Source organism: Pseudomonas fragi (genome assembly GCF_900105835.1).
GTDB classification, from domain to species: Bacteria; Pseudomonadota; Gammaproteobacteria; order Pseudomonadales; family Pseudomonadaceae; genus Aquipseudomonas; species Aquipseudomonas fragi.
This window is the reverse complement of record NZ_LT629783.1, coordinates 3,422,812-3,438,401: the sequence shown is the minus strand read 5'-3', so window position 1 is coordinate 3,438,401 and position 15,590 is coordinate 3,422,812. Positions and strand designations below refer to the sequence as shown.

At 59.2% G+C, this 15,590-nt stretch carries 17 protein-coding genes; 9 read left to right on the top strand and 8 right to left on the bottom strand.

Annotation, left to right across the window (positions count from 1 at the left end):
• Nucleotides 1-39 precede the first annotated feature (39 nt).
• Nucleotides 40-393, bottom strand: a complete 354-nt coding sequence (locus BLU25_RS15700; protein WP_016782679.1) for a RidA family protein — start codon at nucleotides 391-393, stop codon at nucleotides 40-42.
• Nucleotides 365-1,666, bottom strand: coding sequence for a D-amino acid dehydrogenase (gene dadA / locus BLU25_RS15695; RefSeq protein ID WP_029611630.1), 1,302 nt, complete (start codon nucleotides 1,664-1,666; stop codon nucleotides 365-367). The genes BLU25_RS15700 and dadA overlap by 29 nt, the downstream gene beginning before the upstream one ends.
• 156 nt (nucleotides 1,667-1,822) lie before the next feature.
• Between dadA and BLU25_RS15690 the strand changes: the two genes are divergently transcribed.
• Complete coding sequence (locus BLU25_RS15690) at nucleotides 1,823-2,311, top strand: Lrp/AsnC ligand binding domain-containing protein (RefSeq protein WP_016782681.1); 489 nt, start codon at nucleotides 1,823-1,825, stop codon at nucleotides 2,309-2,311.
• A 121-nt stretch (nucleotides 2,312-2,432) separates the two neighbouring features.
• Here BLU25_RS15690 and BLU25_RS15685 read toward each other — a convergent pair whose 3' ends face one another.
• Nucleotides 2,433-2,786 (bottom strand): YkgJ family cysteine cluster protein, encoded by a 354-nt coding sequence (locus BLU25_RS15685; RefSeq protein ID WP_016782682.1) that lies wholly within the window; start codon nucleotides 2,784-2,786, stop codon nucleotides 2,433-2,435.
• Between the two features lie 147 nt (nucleotides 2,787-2,933).
• Here BLU25_RS15685 and BLU25_RS15680 point away from each other — a divergent pair, with 147 nt between their 5' ends.
• Entirely contained in the window at nucleotides 2,934-4,235 is a 1,302-nt protein-coding gene (locus BLU25_RS15680) for an NAD(P)/FAD-dependent oxidoreductase (RefSeq protein ID WP_016782683.1), read from the top strand.
• Between the two features lie 100 nt (nucleotides 4,236-4,335).
• Here the strand turns inward: BLU25_RS15680 and BLU25_RS15675 are convergent, their stop codons facing one another.
• Nucleotides 4,336-4,569, bottom strand: coding sequence for a DUF1127 domain-containing protein (locus BLU25_RS15675; protein WP_016782684.1), 234 nt, complete (start codon nucleotides 4,567-4,569; stop codon nucleotides 4,336-4,338).
• A gap of 170 nt (nucleotides 4,570-4,739) precedes the next feature.
• Here BLU25_RS15675 and BLU25_RS15670 point away from each other — a divergent pair, with 170 nt between their 5' ends.
• On the top strand, nucleotides 4,740-6,161 hold the full coding sequence (locus BLU25_RS15670; protein ID WP_083369715.1) for an aminotransferase-like domain-containing protein: 1,422 nt from the start codon (nucleotides 4,740-4,742) through the stop codon (nucleotides 6,159-6,161).
• Between the two features lie 31 nt (nucleotides 6,162-6,192).
• Complete coding sequence (locus tag BLU25_RS15665) at nucleotides 6,193-7,743, top strand: phospholipase D family protein (RefSeq protein ID WP_029611631.1); 1,551 nt, start codon at nucleotides 6,193-6,195, stop codon at nucleotides 7,741-7,743.
• Nucleotides 7,744-8,026: 283 nt separating this feature from the next.
• Here BLU25_RS15665 and BLU25_RS15660 read toward each other — a convergent pair whose 3' ends face one another.
• Nucleotides 8,027-9,520, bottom strand: a complete 1,494-nt coding sequence (locus BLU25_RS15660; protein ID WP_083369714.1) for an aldehyde dehydrogenase — start codon at nucleotides 9,518-9,520, stop codon at nucleotides 8,027-8,029.
• Nucleotides 9,521-9,688: 168 nt separating this feature from the next.
• Here BLU25_RS15660 and BLU25_RS15655 point away from each other — a divergent pair, with 168 nt between their 5' ends.
• Together BLU25_RS15655 and BLU25_RS15650 are read left to right on the top strand one after the other, a co-directional pair.
• Nucleotides 9,689-10,060 (top strand): cupin domain-containing protein, encoded by a 372-nt coding sequence (locus BLU25_RS15655; RefSeq protein WP_016782688.1) that lies wholly within the window; start codon nucleotides 9,689-9,691, stop codon nucleotides 10,058-10,060.
• A gap of 198 nt (nucleotides 10,061-10,258) precedes the next feature.
• Nucleotides 10,259-10,552, top strand: coding sequence for an I78 family peptidase inhibitor (locus tag BLU25_RS15650; RefSeq protein WP_016782689.1), 294 nt, complete (start codon nucleotides 10,259-10,261; stop codon nucleotides 10,550-10,552).
• Nucleotides 10,553-10,622: 70 nt separating this feature from the next.
• Here the strand turns inward: BLU25_RS15650 and rpmG are convergent, their stop codons facing one another.
• Nucleotides 10,623-10,778, bottom strand: coding sequence for a 50S ribosomal protein L33 (gene rpmG, locus BLU25_RS15645; protein ID WP_003437824.1), 156 nt, complete (start codon nucleotides 10,776-10,778; stop codon nucleotides 10,623-10,625).
• Nucleotides 10,779-10,789: 11 nt separating this feature from the next.
• Nucleotides 10,790-11,023, bottom strand: coding sequence for a 50S ribosomal protein L28 (gene rpmB, locus BLU25_RS15640; protein WP_019410280.1), 234 nt, complete (start codon nucleotides 11,021-11,023; stop codon nucleotides 10,790-10,792).
• 500 nt (nucleotides 11,024-11,523) lie between these two features.
• Here rpmB and BLU25_RS15635 point away from each other — a divergent pair, with 500 nt between their 5' ends.
• Complete coding sequence (locus BLU25_RS15635) at nucleotides 11,524-13,110, top strand: ABC transporter substrate-binding protein (protein WP_016782691.1); 1,587 nt, start codon at nucleotides 11,524-11,526, stop codon at nucleotides 13,108-13,110.
• Nucleotides 13,111-13,113: 3 nt separating this feature from the next.
• On the opposite strand, the gene radC is transcribed toward BLU25_RS15635, so the two are convergent.
• Nucleotides 13,114-13,788, bottom strand: a complete 675-nt coding sequence (radC, locus tag BLU25_RS15630; protein ID WP_016782692.1) for a RadC family protein — start codon at nucleotides 13,786-13,788, stop codon at nucleotides 13,114-13,116.
• A gap of 122 nt (nucleotides 13,789-13,910) precedes the next feature.
• Here radC and coaBC point away from each other — a divergent pair, with 122 nt between their 5' ends.
• Together coaBC and dut are read left to right on the top strand one after the other, a co-directional pair.
• Entirely contained in the window at nucleotides 13,911-15,119 is a 1,209-nt protein-coding gene (gene coaBC / locus BLU25_RS15625) for a bifunctional phosphopantothenoylcysteine decarboxylase/phosphopantothenate--cysteine ligase CoaBC (protein ID WP_016782693.1), read from the top strand.
• Nucleotides 15,120-15,124: 5 nt separating this feature from the next.
• Nucleotides 15,125-15,580 (top strand): dUTP diphosphatase, encoded by a 456-nt coding sequence (gene dut, locus BLU25_RS15620; protein WP_016782694.1) that lies wholly within the window; start codon nucleotides 15,125-15,127, stop codon nucleotides 15,578-15,580.
• Nucleotides 15,581-15,590 lie beyond the last annotated feature (10 nt).

Below are 15,590 nucleotides of genomic sequence, written 5' to 3'. Positions count from 1 at the left end.
GTGCCGCACCGCAAGAGGGACTGTTACATGATCAAACTACTAGGGCAGTGCTGCCACAACAGATAATTCGACCAGAATTTCAGGTTCGCACAGCTTGGCTTCGACGGTCGCTCGGGCCGGCGCTACACCTTTTGGCAGCCACTGGTCCCAGACGCTGTTCATGCCGGCAAAATCGGCATCGATGTCCTTGAGGTAGATGGTGACCGACAGGATGCGGCTTTTGTCGGTGCCCGCCAGGTCCAGCAGATGCTCGATATTGGCCAGTGTTTCACGGGTTTGCTGCTCGACCCCGGCGTTCATGTCGTCGCCGACTTGCCCGGACAGGTAGACAGTACCGTTATGGGTAACGATCTGGCTCATGCGTTCATTGGTGAGCTGGCGCTGGATTGCCATGTTTTGCAGTCTCCTGGTGGTTACCGTAGCGGGAAATATCAAGGCCTTCGGCGCTGATTTGCGGGGTCTTCTTGGCCATTACGTCCGCAAGGAAACGACCGGAACCGCAGGCCATGGTCCAACCGAGTGTGCCATGACCGGTGTTCAGGAACAGGTTTTTAAACGGGGTCGCGCCAACAATCGGCGTACCGTCCGGGGTGGTCGGACGCAGGCCGGTCCAGAAGCTGGCCTGGCTCAGATCACCGCCCTGAGGATAAAGGTCGTTGACGATCATCTCCAGGGTTTCGCGTCGACGCGGGTTCAGCGACAGGTCAAAACCGGCGATTTCAGCCATGCCGCCAACGCGGATGCGATTGTCGAAACGGGTGATCGCGACCTTGTAGGTCTCGTCGAGAATGGTCGAGGTCGGGGCCATGTCCGAATTGGTAATCGGAATGGTCAGCGAATAACCCTTGAGCGGGTAAACCGGAGCCTTGATGCCCAGCGGCTTGAGCATCTGCGGCGAGTAGCTGCCCAGTGCCAGTACATAGCGGTCGGCGGTTTCGAGTTTGCCGTCGATCATCACGCCATTGATTCGGTCGCCTGCGTAGTCCAGACGCTGGATATCCTGGCCGAAGCGGAACTCTACACCCAGGTTCTTGGCCATTTCAGCCAAGCGGGTGGTAAACATCTGACAGTCGCCAGTCTGGTCATTCGGCAGGCGCAGGGCGCCGGCCAGGATATCGGTGACGCTGGCCAGTGCAGGCTCAACCCGGGCAATGCCAGCACGGTCGAGCAGTTCGAACGGTACGCCGGATTCTTTCAGGACCGCGATGTCCTTGGCGGCGCCATCGAGCTGGGCCTGGGTGCGGAACAGTTGCGTAGTACCGAGGTTGCGGGCCTCGTAGGCAATACCGGTTTCGGCGCGCAGTTCATCGAGGCAGTCACGGCTGTACTCGGACAGGCGGACCATGCGCTCCTTGTTCACGGCGTAGCGGCTGGCGGTGCAGTTGCGCAGCATCTGGGCCATCCACAGGTACTGGTCAATGCTGGTCGTGGCCTTGATGGCCAGAGGCGCGTGGCGTTCGAGCAGCCATTTGATGGCCTTGAGCGGCACACCCGGTGCAGCCCACGGCGAAGCGTAGCCCGGAGACACCTGGCCGGCGTTGGCAAAGCTGGTTTCCATTGCAACGGCTGGCTGACGGTCCACGACGACCACATCGAAACCGGCTCGGGCCAGATAATAGGCGCTGGCAGTACCAATAACGCCGCCACCCAATACCATAACTCGCATATTTATATCCCTCATCGCGGCCAGCCGCAGACGTTTATTGTTCAGAGCGAAGATGAGCGCAGTATATGAAGCATTGGCTAGTGGAATTCACTGTATAAGCAGCTATATTTGGCGACAATTCCCGGGCGAATCGCTTTTCACGGAGGAGAATCTCCTATGCGTACAAATCATCAAACAAAGCGTGAACTGGACAAGATAGACCGCAACATTTTGCGCATCCTGCAAGTCGATGGCCGCATCTCGTTTACCGAGCTGGGCGAGAAGGTCGGGCTGTCCACAACGCCCTGTACCGAACGGGTGCGCAGGCTGGAACGCGAAGGGATCATCATGGGCTACAACGCCCGGCTCAACCCGCAGCACTTGCAGGGCAGCCTGCTGGTGTTTGTGGAGATCAGCCTGGACTACAAGTCAGGCGATACCTTCGACGAATTCCGACGGGCCGTGCTGAAATTGCCACATGTGCTGGAATGTCATCTGGTGTCGGGGGATTTTGACTATCTGGTGAAAGCGCGGATCAGCGAGATGGCTTCATACCGCAAGCTGCTGGGCGACATCCTGCTCAAGCTGCCCCATGTGCGCGAATCCAAGAGCTATATCGTGATGGAAGAAGTGAAAGAGAGCCTGAATCTGCCGATTGCGGATTAACAGCGGCCCCTCACCCCAGCCCTCTCCCGAGGGAGAGGGAGCCGACCGCACGCGATTTCAAAAACAGCGCAAGTCAGTCCCCTCTCCCTCCGGGAGAGGGTTAGGGTGAGGGGCTTTTGATCTAGACCAACACCTGCCGCGTGCTGGCGATGTATTCATGCACCAGCTTCTCTGCACTGGGGTGAATCATCTCTACCGGGCGTCGGCCATTGGGGCACGGCAAGGTGGGCGTCGTACCGAACAGCCGACAGATCAGTGGCCGCTCTTCATACACCGTGCAGCCATTGGGCCCCAGATGCACACAGTTCAGCTCATCCATCGCCGCTTCCTGCTCGGCCGCCGTCTTGCGTGGCAAGCGGGCCATTTCTTCGGATGAAGTGGTCACAGGCCCGCAGCAGTCATGGCAACCCGGCACGCAGTCGAACGAGGGGATTTGCTGCCTGAGAAAGCGGATCTTGTGGCTGTTGCAGCTCATCCAGAACGTACCGATTTTGAAAAGGCCGCAGAGTCTGCCTGAAAACCCCTGCACTAGACAGGGCCATTCGGCTGTTCTTGCCCCGCGGGAATGGCACGGCTTATGCTCCGTCAAATTTTCCAAACATCAATAATCAGGATTACGCACATGAACGCCCCAGTTCAGCGCAGCCAGCACACCGCTTCTTATTACGCCGCCAGCAGCCTGCCGCAACCCGATCACCCGGTGCTGCAGGGCGAGCTGATGGCGGATGTGTGTGTGGTGGGCGGTGGCTTTTCCGGCCTGAACACGGCCCTGGAGCTGGCCGAGCGCGGCATGAGCGTGGTCTTGCTGGAAGCGCACAAGATCGGCTGGGGCGCCAGCGGGCGCAATGGCGGCCAGTTGATTCGCGGTGTCGGTCATGGCCTTGAGCAGTTTGAAGGCATCATCGGCAAGGACGGTGTACGACACATGAAGCTGATGGGGCTGGAGGCCGTGGAAATCGTGCGCCAGCGCGTCGAGCGCTTCAATATTGCCTGCGACCTGACCTGGGGCTATTGCGACCTGGCCAACAAGCCCCGTGACCTTGAAGGTTTTGCCGAAGAAGCCCAGGAGCTGCGCGACCTGGGCTATCGCCACGAAACCCGCCTGTTGCAGGCCAATGAAGTACATACCGTGGTGGGTTCGGACCGTTATGTTGGCGGTTTTGTCGATATGGGCTCGGGGCATTTGCATCCGTTGAACCTGGCGCTGGGCGAAGCCGCAGCGGCGGCACAACTGGGTGTAAAGCTGTTTGAAAATTCCGCCGTGACCCGCATTGATTATGGCCCTGAGGTGCGGGTGCACACGGCCCAGGGCACGGTGCGGGCCAAAAGCCTGGTGTTGGGTTGCAATGCTTACCTCAAGGACTTGAACCCGCAGCTCAGTGGCAAAGTGCTGCCTGCGGGCAGTTACATCATCGCCACCGAACCGTTAAGCGAGGCCCAGGCGCACGCTTTGCTGCCGCAAAACATGGCCGTGTGCGATCAGCGAGTGGCGCTGGACTACTACCGGCTTTCGGCGGATCGACGCTTGCTGTTCGGGGGCGCCTGTCATTATTCGGGCCGTGACCCGCAGGATATTGCGGCGTATATGCGTCCGAAAATGCTTGAGGTGTTCCCCCATCTCAAGGATGTAAAAATCGATTACCAGTGGGGCGGCATGATCGGCATTGGTGCCAACCGTTTGCCACAGATTGGCCGCCTGCCAGACCAACCCAATGTGTATTACGCCCAGGCTTACTCGGGGCACGGGGTCAATGCCACTCACCTGGCGGGCAAGTTGCTGGCCGAAGCCATCAGTGGCCAGCACAGTGACGGTTTTGATCTGTTCGCCAAAGTCCCGCATATCACCTTCCCCGGCGGCAAATACCTGCGTTCGCCGTTGCTGGCGCTGGGGATGCTGTGGCACCGGTTAAAAGAACTGCGTTAAACCTGTGGGAGCGGGCTTGCCCGCGATCAAGCCCCCCCGGTGTAGCCGACACACCGCGGCGCTCCCATCGCGGGCAAGCCCGCTCCCACAGGCGTTGCAGTCATGAACGCCAAAACGGCTTGCAGCCTTCACGCTGAGCCATTTCACGGCTCAGGCCCACGTCACGCAGCTGTTGTTCGTCCAGGTTCAGCAGTACGCGGCGGCTGCGGGCGCGGTGGCAAAACAGGCCCCACAACCCAAGGCCGGTCGGGATGCTGGTGACTTCACGGGTTTCATGCTCGGCCAGTAATTGTTGGCTGTGCAGCGTCAGGCGCACATCGCTCAAACCATTCATCAGACAGCTCCTTTTGACTCAATTGCCATGAGTCAGCATGATGGCCGTCTGCTCAAAACCATGACAGATTCAGCAAAGTCCTTTTAAGTGCATACAGATTCGGCATTTCAGGCGCTGAATCCTCGGTTTTAGCCCTATCTGTACTGGTCAACCCTGCAGGAGCCCTGCCCATGACCCTCTACGTCAACCTCGCCGACCTGCTTGGCACACGCATCGAACAAGGCTTTTATCGCCCTGGCGACCGTTTGCCTTCTGTACGCGCGTTAAGCGCCGAGCACGGCGTGAGCCTGAGCACGGTGCAGCAGGCGTATCGGTTGCTGGAGGACAATGGCCTGGCATCGCCGCGGCCCAAGTCCGGGTACTTTGTGCCGATGGAGCGTGAGCTGCCCGCCCTGCCGGGCATGGGCAAACCGGCGCAGCGCCCGGTGGAAATTTCACAATGGGAACAGGTGCTGGAACTGGTGCGCTCGGTGCCACAAAAGGACGTGATCCAGCTGGGGCGCGGCATGCCCGATGTCACCACGCCGACCATCAAGCCGTTGTTGCGCAGCCTGGCGCAGATCAGCCGGCGTCTGGATTTGCCCGGTCTGTATTACGACAACGTCTACGGTGTGCTGGGCCTGCGCGAGCAACTGGCGCGGCTGTTGCTCGATTCGGGCTGCCAGCTGGGCGCAGAAGATCTGGTGATCACCACCGGCTGCCATGAGGCGTTGTCGTGCAGCATTCGCGCCGTGTGCGAGCCGGGGGATATCGTCGCGGTGGATTCGCCGAGCTTTCACGGCGCCATGCAAACCCTCAAGGGCCTGGGTATGAAAGCCCTGGAAATCCCCACCGATCCACTGACGGGTATCAGCCTCGAAGCCCTGGAACTGGCCCTGGAACAGTGGCCGATCAAGGCCATCCAGCTCACCCCCAGTTGCAATAACCCGCTGGGCTATATCATGCCCGAGGCCCGCAAGCGGGCGCTGGTCACCCTGGCCCAGCGTTTTGATGTGGCAATCATTGAAGACGATGTGTACGGCGAATTGGCCTACACCTACCCTCGCCCGCGCACCATTAAATCCTTCGACGATGACGGTCGTGTCCTGCTGTGCAGTTCTTTCTCCAAAACCCTGGCCCCCGGCTTGCGCGTTGGCTGGGTTGCGCCGGGGCGTTATCTGGAGCGGGTGCTGCATATGAAATACATCAGCACCGGCTCTACTGCGCCGCAGCCGCAACTGGCGGTTGCAGATTTTTTGAAAAACGGTCATTTCGAGCCGCACCTGCGCAAAATGCGCAGCCAGTATCAGCGCAATCGCGACCTGATGCTGGGTTGGATCAGTCGTTACTTTCCGCCCGGCACCCGCGCCAGCCGGCCCCAGGGCAGTTTTATGCTCTGGCTTGAGCTGCCGGAGGGGTTTGACAGCCTGCGCCTCAATCGCGCGTTGCTGGACCAGGGCGTTCAGATCGCAGTGGGCAGTATTTTTTCGGCCTCGGGCAAGTACCGTAACTGCCTGCGCATGAACTACGCTGCAAAGCCTACACCGCAGATCGAAGACGCTGTACGCAAAGTGGGTATGGCGGCCAGTAAACTGCTGGCAGATTCCGTTTAACTCCCGTGACGTCTGCCCGAGGCTCGACCCGTTGAAATCACTTTGCGCATTGTTTTTAGCCGTCTTGCTGGGAGGCTGTGCCACGTTGGACGTACCCCGTGAACCCACCCAGGCGTTGCCCGCAACCGACTCTTCCTTTGGCCGTTCAATCCAGGCCCAGGCCGCACCGTATCAGGGCCGCTCGGGGTTTCGCCTGCTGCCCAACAGCGGCGAAGCGTTCAGGGCCAGGGCCGAGCTGATCCGCAACGCGCAAACCAGCCTCGACCTGCAGTACTACATCGTCCACGACGGGCTGAGTACGCGCATGTTGATCGACGAGCTGCTCAAGGCGGCCGATCGCGGAGTACGGGTGCGCATCCTGCTCGATGACACGGCCAGTGATGGCCTGGACGATGTGCTGGCAACCCTTGCGGCCCATCCCAATATCCAGATCCGCCTGTTCAACCCGCTGCAACTGGGGCGCAGCACGGGCGTGACCCGGGCGATGGGGCGGCTGTTCAATCTCTCGCGCCAGCACCGGCGCATGCACAACAAGCTCTGGCTGGCCGATAACAGCGTGGCGATCGTCGGCGGGCGCAATCTGGGCGATGAATATTTCGATGCCAAGCCGGAGCTGAATTTCACCGATATCGACCTGCTCAGCGTCGGCCCGGTGGCAGAACAATTGGGGCACAGCTTCGACCAATACTGGAACAGCGCCCTGAGCCAGCCGATTGGCGATTTTGCCTCTTCGAGCCTGACTGAGCACGAGCTGGGCAAGGCGCGCAAACAACTGGAAGCCTCGCTCAAGCGTGCGCAGCAACGCAACCCGGCGCTGTATCAAGAGCTGGCCTCGTACGAAACCCGCCCGCAGCTCGACGTGTGGCGCAAGGAACTGATCTGGGCCTGGAATCAGGCGCTGTGGGATGCACCCAGCAAGGTGCTGGCCCGCGACGAGCCTGACTCACATTTGATGCTGACCACGCAACTGGCGCCGGAATTGGCGGGGGTGAACCAGGAGCTGATTCTGGTTTCCGCCTACTTTGTACCCGGTGAAACCGGGCTGCTGTACCTCACGGGCCGCGCCGATGCCGGAGTGGATGTACGTTTATTGACCAATTCGCTGGAGGCCACCGACGTACCCGTGGTGCATGGCGGTTATGCACCGTATCGCAAGGCGCTGCTGGAGCATGGGGTCAAGCTCTTTGAGCTGCGGCGCCAGCCGGGCAGTAGCGGCGGCAGCGGCCCACATTGGTTCAAGCCGGGGATGAGTTCGGATTCGAGCCTGCACAGCAAGGCGATGATTTTCGACCAGCAGAAATCCTTTATCGGCTCGTTCAATTTCGACCCGCGCTCGGGCTTGTGGAACACCGAGGTCGGCGTGCTGGTGGACAGCCCTGAACTGGCTGCCGAGGCCCGCAAACTGGCGTTGCAGGGCATGGCCCCGGCCTTGAGTTATGAACCGAAACTGGAACAGGGCAAGTTGGTCTGGGTGACCGAAGACAACGGCCAGTTGCACACCTTGCACCATGAGCCAGGCAACTGGTGGCGCCGGCTCAATGCCTGGTTCAGCAAAAGTGTGGGGCTTGAGCGAATGCTCTGAGTGACGGCTGCCCTCACCCCAACCCTCTCCCGGAGGGAGAGGGAGCTGATTGGGGGATATTTAAGAGTTTCGGCAATCTGACAGTTTTAAGTTGAATCCAGCATCAACTCGGTCAGTCCCCTCTCCCTCCGGGAGAGGGTTAGGGTGAGGGCGCTACTTGTGTGGTGTAAAAACCATTGTGGGAGCGAACCCGCCCGCGATGAAGGCACCGGGGTCTGTCAGTCAGACCTCAGTGCTGCCATCGCGGGCAAGCCCGCTCCCACAGGGTGTTGCGTTTACACTGTTACAGCTTGATCCAGGTGGACTTCAGCTCGGTGTACTTGTCGAACGCGTGCAGCGACTTGTCACGGCCGTTGCCCGACTGCTTAAAACCACCAAACGGCGCGGTCATGTCGCCGCCATCGTATTGGTTGACCCACACGCTACCGGCGCGCAGGGCCTTGGCGGTCAGGTGCGCCTTGGAAATGTCCGCAGTCCACACGGCTGCTGCCAGGCCGTAAGGCGTGTCGTTGGCAATCTTGATGGCCTCTTCGGCGCTGTCGAAGGTGATCACCGACAGCACAGGGCCGAAGATTTCTTCCTGGGCGATTTTCATCGCGTTACTGACGCCATCGAAAATGGTCGGTTCAACGTAGGTGCCGCCGGTTTCTTGCAGGATTTGATTACCGCCTGCGACCAGTTTTGCGCCTTCACTATGGCCAGACTTGATGTACGACAGAACGGTGTTCATTTGCTGGGTATCGACCAGAGCGCCCACGGTGGTGTCCGGATCCAGCGGGTTGCCGGGCTTCCAGCCCTTGAGTGCGTCGACCACCAGCGGCAGGAATTTGTCTTTGATCGAGCGCTCCACCAGCAGGCGCGAACCGGCGGTGCAGACTTCGCCCTGGTTGAAGGCAATGGCGCTGGCTGCCGCTTCGGCAGCGGCTTGCAGGTCCGGCGCATCGGCGAAAACGATGTTCGGGCTTTTGCCGCCAGCTTCAAGCCAGATGCGCTTCATGTTGGATTCGCCCGCGTAAATCATCAATTGCTTGGCGATTTTGGTCGAACCGGTAAACACCAGCGTATCGACATCCATATGCAGGGCCAGGGCCTTGCCAACGGTGTGACCGTAGCCTGGCAACACGTTGAACACGCCCGCAGGAATACCGGCTTCAACCGCCAGCGCTGCGATACGAATGGCTGTCAGAGGAGACTTTTCGGACGGCTTGAGAATGACCGAGTTACCGGTCGACAGGGCCGGGCCCAGTTTCCAGCAGGCCATCATCAGCGGGAAGTTCCACGGCACGATGGCGGCGACCACGCCCACCGGCTCACGGGTTACCAGGCCCAGCTGGTCGTGGGGGGTGGCGGCAACTTCATCGTAGATCTTGTCGATGGCTTCGCCGCTCCAGCTCAGCGCGCCGGCAGCACCGGGTACGTCGATATGCAGGGAGTCACTGATCGGCTTGCCCATGTCCAGGGTTTCAAGCAGGGCCAGTTCTTCGGCGTTTTGCTTGAGCAGGCCGGCAAAGCGGATCATTGCCGCCTTGCGCTTGGCCGGGGCCAGGCGCGACCAGACGCCGGACTCGAACGTCTTGCGGGCCACTTCAACGGCGCGCTGGGCATCTGCGCTATCACAGCTGGCAACCTTGCCCAGCAAGCGGCCATCGACCGGGCTCAGACACTCGAACGTTTCATTGGAGACCGCAGCGGTGTACTCACCGTTGATAAAGGCGCGACCTTCGATTTTCAGCTGTTGGGCCCGTTGTTCCCAGTCAGCACGCGTCAGGGTGGTCATTCGAGTGTCCTCCTCTTGTTGAAATGGAAGCGCCACCCTAAACCAGTGGCCATTGAACTTTCAATATATTTGACACAAGTGACGCATACGGCATGGCTTGTTCGTTTTAATAAACATAGACTTTGGTTTTCTGACCACATACGCCGCAATTTCGGGGGGATAACAAAGATGAGCATCGCAAGCGTAGTCGACTTCAGCACTGCCAATACCCAGGCTGAGCGTTTTAGCCCGGCCCCGGAAAAGGTGCTCAAAGGCAGCCCCGAACAAGTTATCCACAACCACTACGACAGCCCCTGTGGGCAAATGAACGCCGGAGTGTGGGAAGGAGCTGTGGGCCAGTGGACCGTCAATTACACCGAGCACGAATACTGCGAGATCGTGCAGGGCGTTTCCGTTTTGCGTGACCATGAAGGTAACGCCAAGACCCTGCGCGCCGGAGATCGCTTTGTCATCCCCGCGGGCTTCAAAGGGACATGGGAAGTACTGGAGCCATGTCGGAAAATTTACGTCGTCTTTGAGAAAAAGGCCGAAGACAGCTGATCCAGAGCTTTAAACAAGCCCTGCCACGCTTTGCTGGCGGGGCTTTTTTATGCCTGCCCTTCAAGGTAACGACTACAAATTCAGAAATACGTCACCAGCACCTTTCGCGCCGATTTGGGCCAGTCTTGGGAGAACGCCGGGCACTTACGGAATGAGACCCGCAGCGTTACTTCATTTATCTGAAAACAGGGAAGATCCATGTCCAGTCTGAATGCGTTGAAACGTTTGTTAGTGGCCAGCAGCGTCGTACTGGGGGTTTGCTCCACGCCCGCAATGGCTGAGCAGGGCGGCAAGTGCAAACAGGTTGCAATCAATTTTCTGGTTGCGCCTGAGGCGACGCCTGCCCTGCTGGAGATGTTGCGTCGCGAGACCGGAGCAACAGAAATTCGCGTCGAGGAACCCGGCAAGGGCTATACCAAGGAATACAACGCTGATCGTCTTCGCGTTATTGTCGACGAAAACAACCTGATGCAGAGCTTTATGTGCGGCTAAGGCCGAAAAGCGCGCACAAAAAAGGCCCGTATCGTGAGATATGGGCCTTTTTCGTAAGAAGAAAAACCAATTACTTGATTTTGGCTTCTTTGTAGATCACGTGCTTGCGAACCCGCGGATCGAATTTTTTGATTTCGATTTTGTCCGGAGTGGTGCGCTTGTTCTTATCAGTGGTGTAGAAATGGCCTGTACCAGCGCTCGACACCAAACGGATCAATTCACGCATGATTAGCTCCCTTAGATCTTGCCAGCACGGCGGATTTCGGCCAGCACGACAGTGATGCCACGCTTGTCGATGATACGCATGCCTTTAGCAGATACGCGCAGACGTACGAAACGTTTCTCTTCTTCAACCCAGAAGCGGTGATGCTGCAGGTTCGGCAGGAAACGACGACGGGTTTTGTTATTTGCGTGGGAAATGTTATTCCCAGTCACCGGACCCTTACCGGTAACTTGACAGACTCTCGACATGCCTCAGCCCTCTAAAACCACATGCCCAACCCGGCATGGGTTGGCCGCTTAATCTCTCAGTCATGGCGCCAGGCGCCGCGTTTCTTTAAGGGTCTTACCGGCTACACCTACAAACGCAGGAACCGGGCCCCTAGAAAAGAGCGCTGCTTTATACCAGAAAGACTAAAGAGCAACAACAAGCAGTGTGATTTGGTGTAATTAATGAAGCCGCCATTTTAACGCCAATCCACGCCGCGTCTATGCCTTGTGGCGTTTTACCGCTCGTCGCTGGGTGAAAGTTTTCAGGTGCCAATGCCATCGTGTAGCCGCTGCCGAAGGCTGCAATCGAGGGCGCAGCGGTCGTTTTTTCACGATTATTGAAGGCCCTGCGGGCCTTGTCAGCGGCTACAGCGTATCGGCTGTCATTAAAAAGTAGTCATTTAGCAATCAGAACACTAGGGTAAGACTTTTCCAGACTGCACTTGCAGATGGGCCTCATCGACTTGTACAGGAAACAGATCATGCGCCTCGCTGCCGTCCCTTTTTTGCTCACCTTTTGCCTGAGCCCGCTGGTACAGGCAGCCACCTTGAGCGTTTGCACCGAGGCCAGCCCTGAAGGGTTCGACGTTGTGCAGTACAACTCGCTCAGCACCACCAATGCTTCGGCAGACGTGCTGATGAACCGCCTGGTGGACTTTGACGCCAAAGCCGCAAAGCTGGTGCCTTCACTGGCGCAAAGCTGGTCAGTGTCCCCTGACGGTCTTGTGTACGACTTCAAGCTACGCCCCGGGGTCAAGTTCCACAACACGGCCTATTTCACTCCAAGCCGTGAATTGAATGCCGATGACGTGCGTTTCAGCTTCGAACGCATGCTTGATCCCACCAACCCGTGGCATAAGGTGGCGCAAAGCGGTTTCCCCCATGCGCAATCCTTGCAACTGCCCGAGCTGATCAAAAAGATTGAAACACCCGACCCGCTGACTGTGCGCTTTACCCTCAGCCGCCCTGATTCGACCTTTCTGCCAGCACTGAGCATGGGCTTTGCCTCGATCTACTCAGCCGAATATGCCGACAAACTGATGAAAGCGGGCACGCCCGAGTTGATGAACAGCCAGCCGATCGGCACCGGGCCTTTCATCTTCAACCGTTTCCAGAAAGACGCCGTGGTGCGCTACAAGGCCAACCCGGACTACTTTGCCGGCAAGCCTGCGGTGGATGGGCTGATTTTTGCCATCACCCCTGATGCCAACGTGCGCCTGCAGAAATTGCGTCGCAATGAATGCCAGATTGCCCTCTCGCCCAAGCCGCTGGACGTAGCCGCCGCGGCCAAGGATCCGGCATTGGCAGTGACACAAACCCCCGCCTTCATGACCGCGTTTGTGGCCATCAATAGCCAGCATCCGCCACTGGATAAACCCGAAGTTCGTCAGGCCATTAATCTGGCTTTCGACAAGGACACTTATCTCAAGGCCGTGTTTGAAAATGGCGCCCAGGCGGCCAACGGGATTTACCCGGCAACCACCTGGAGTTATGCCAAGGACTTGCCGGGGTATGCTCACGACCCGCAAAAAGCCCGGGAGTTGTTGGCCAGGGCGGGGCTGAAAGACGGCTTCAAAACCACGATCTGGACGCGCCCGACAGGCAGCGTGCTCAATCCCAACCCGAGCCTTGGAGCGCAGTTGCTGCAGGCTGACCTGGCCAAGGTGGGCATCCAGGCCGATATCCGCGTGATCGAGTGGGGTGAGTTGATCCGTCGCGCCAAGGCGGGCGAGCATGACCTGCTGTTTATGGGCTGGGCGGGCGATAACGGTGACCCGGACAACTTCCTCACGCCGCAGTTTTCCTGTGCGGCAGTGAAGTCCGGGACCAACTTTGCGCGCTATTGCGACAAGACCCTGGACGGTTTGATCAGCCAGGGCAAAACCCTGACCGACCAGGACAAACGCAGCGCGTTGTATCAAAAGGCCCAAGCGCAGATCCAGCAGCAAGCCCTGTGGCTGCCGCTGGCCCATCCAACGGCCTACGCACTGACCCGTAAAGACGTACAGGGATATCAGGTAAGTCCGTTTGGGCGTCAGGACTTTTCAACAGTCAGCGTTAAGCCCTGAGCCTTACATCCAGCCGCGTTCGACCATCGAAAGCGGCTGGCCGTCGCCGACTATAAAGTGATCCAGAACCCGCACTTCGATCAGGTCCAGCGCCTGGATCAGACGCCTGGTCAAGGTCCGGTCAGCCTGGCTGGGTTCGCTGATGCCGGAGGGATGGTTGTGGCAGAAAATCACCGCTGCGGCATTGTGCGCCAGGGCGCGCTTGACCACTTGGCGCGGGTAGACGCTGGCGCTGTCTATCGAGCCCCTGAAAAGCACTTCAAAGGCCAGCATGCGGTGCCGGGTGTCCAGAAACAGGCAACCAAACACTTCGTGCGGCTCATGACGCAGCAAGGCCTTGAAATAGTCGCGAACAGCTTGCGGGCTCTCTAGCGCGCTTTCGCGGCGCAAGCGTTCGGCCAAATGGCGGCGACTCATTTCCAGTACGGCCTGCAACTGGCTGAACTTGGCCGGGCCCAGCCCGAGCTGGCGACAGAAGGCACGCAGATCAGCTTCGAGCAAGGCCCGCAGGCTGCCAAACTCGCTGAGCAGATGGCGCGCCAGATCGACCGCGCTTTTGCCCGAAACCCCGGTGCGCAAGAAGATTGCCAGCAGTTCGGCGTCGGAAAGACTGCCGGATCCGTGTTGCAAAAGCTTCTCCCGCGGACGCTCCGCCGCAGGCCAATCTCGAATGCTCATAACACCTCCTTGTGAGTGGGCGCCGCTGTTCCCTGGCAGGCGCTGTGTTATCTTAGCCCATCATTTTTGCGCGGCATTTGGCCATTTTCTGCGCAGTCATCATCGAACTAAAAGGCAGGCCTATGCAGCGGCTGTATCGAAAACGCATTGTCTTGGGCGTCGGCGGCGGCATCGCGGCTTACAAGAGTGCAGAGCTGGTTCGCCGTCTCCTGGACCAAGGCGCGGAAGTACGGGTTGTCATGACCCGCGGCGGCAGCGAATTCATCACCCCCCTGACCATGCAGGCGTTGTCCGGGCACCCCGTTCATCTGGATTTGCTCGACCCTGCGGCAGAGGCGGCTATGGGGCATATCGAGCTGGCCAAGTGGGCCGACCTGGTGCTGATTGCACCTGCAACTGCAGACCTGATCGCCCGCCTGGCCCAGGGCCTGGCCAATGACCTGCTGACCACCCTGGTGCTGGCTACGGATGCCACGGTTGCCATCGCGCCGGCGATGAACCAGGCCATGTGGCGCGACCCGGCCACCCAGGCCAATACCCGACTGCTCGAAAGCCGCGGCCTGCGCGTGTTTGGCCCGGCGTCTGGCAGTCAGGCCTGTGGCGACGTGGGCTTTGGCCGCATGCTCGAAGCCGATGATCTGGTGCACTGCGCCGCCGAGTGTTTCCAGCGCCAGCTGCTGACCGGCAAGCATGTGCTGATTACTGCCGGGCCGACCCAGGAAAACATCGACCCGGTGCGTTACATCACCAACCACAGCTCGGGCAAAATGGGCTTCGCCCTGGCCGAAGCGGCAGTGGAAGCCGGTGCGCGCGTGACCCTGATCACCGGCCCGGTACACCTGCCGACTCCGGATCGCGTCACCCGCATCGACGTTGTAAGCGCCCGTGACATGCTCGCAGCCTGTGAAGCGGCGATCCCCTGTGACGTGTTTATCGCGTCCGCTGCGGTTGCAGACTACCGCCCGGAAGTCGTTGCCCCGCAAAAACTCAAGAAAGACCCTACCAAGGGTGACGGCCTGCTGCTGCAGATGGTGCGCAATCCAGACATTCTGGCCACTATTGCTTCACGCCCTGACCGCCCTTTCAGTGTTGGTTTTGCCGCAGAAACCGAGCACTTGCTCGATTACGCAGCACGCAAGCTCAAAGACAAAAACCTCGACCTGATTGTCGCCAACGATGTGGCCAACCCCAGCATCGGCTTCAACAGCGAAGAGAACGCCTGCAGCGTGATTGATCGCGAACTGCATGCCACCGTATTTGCCCAGACCAGCAAGGGCAAGATTGCCCGCCAGCTGGTCACTTTTATCGCCGAACGTCTGAACCAGGTTTAACTCGTATGCACGCTTTGCAAGCCAAGATCCTCGACCCACGCATTGGTAACGAATTCCCGCTGCCGCAGTACGCCACCCCGGGCTCCGCCGGCCTCGACCTGCGCGCCATGCTTAAAGAAGACACCGTTCTGGAGCCGGGCCAGACCCTGCTGATCCCTACCGGCCTGTCGGTATACATTGGCGACCCGGGCCTTGCCGCCCTGATCCTGCCGCGTTCGGGCCTGGGCCATAAACACGGCATCGTGCTGGGGAACCTGGTCGGCCTGATCGACTCTGATTACCAGGGCGAGCTGATGGTGTCGTGCTGGAACCGTGGCCAGACCGCCTTCAACATCACCATCGGCGAGCGTATCGCTCAGCTGGTACTGGTGCCGGTGGTACAAGCACACTTTGAACTGGTCGAAGAATTCGACGAAAGCCAGCGCGGCGCTGGCGGTTTTGGCCACTCCGGCAAGCTCTGATTTTGCACGA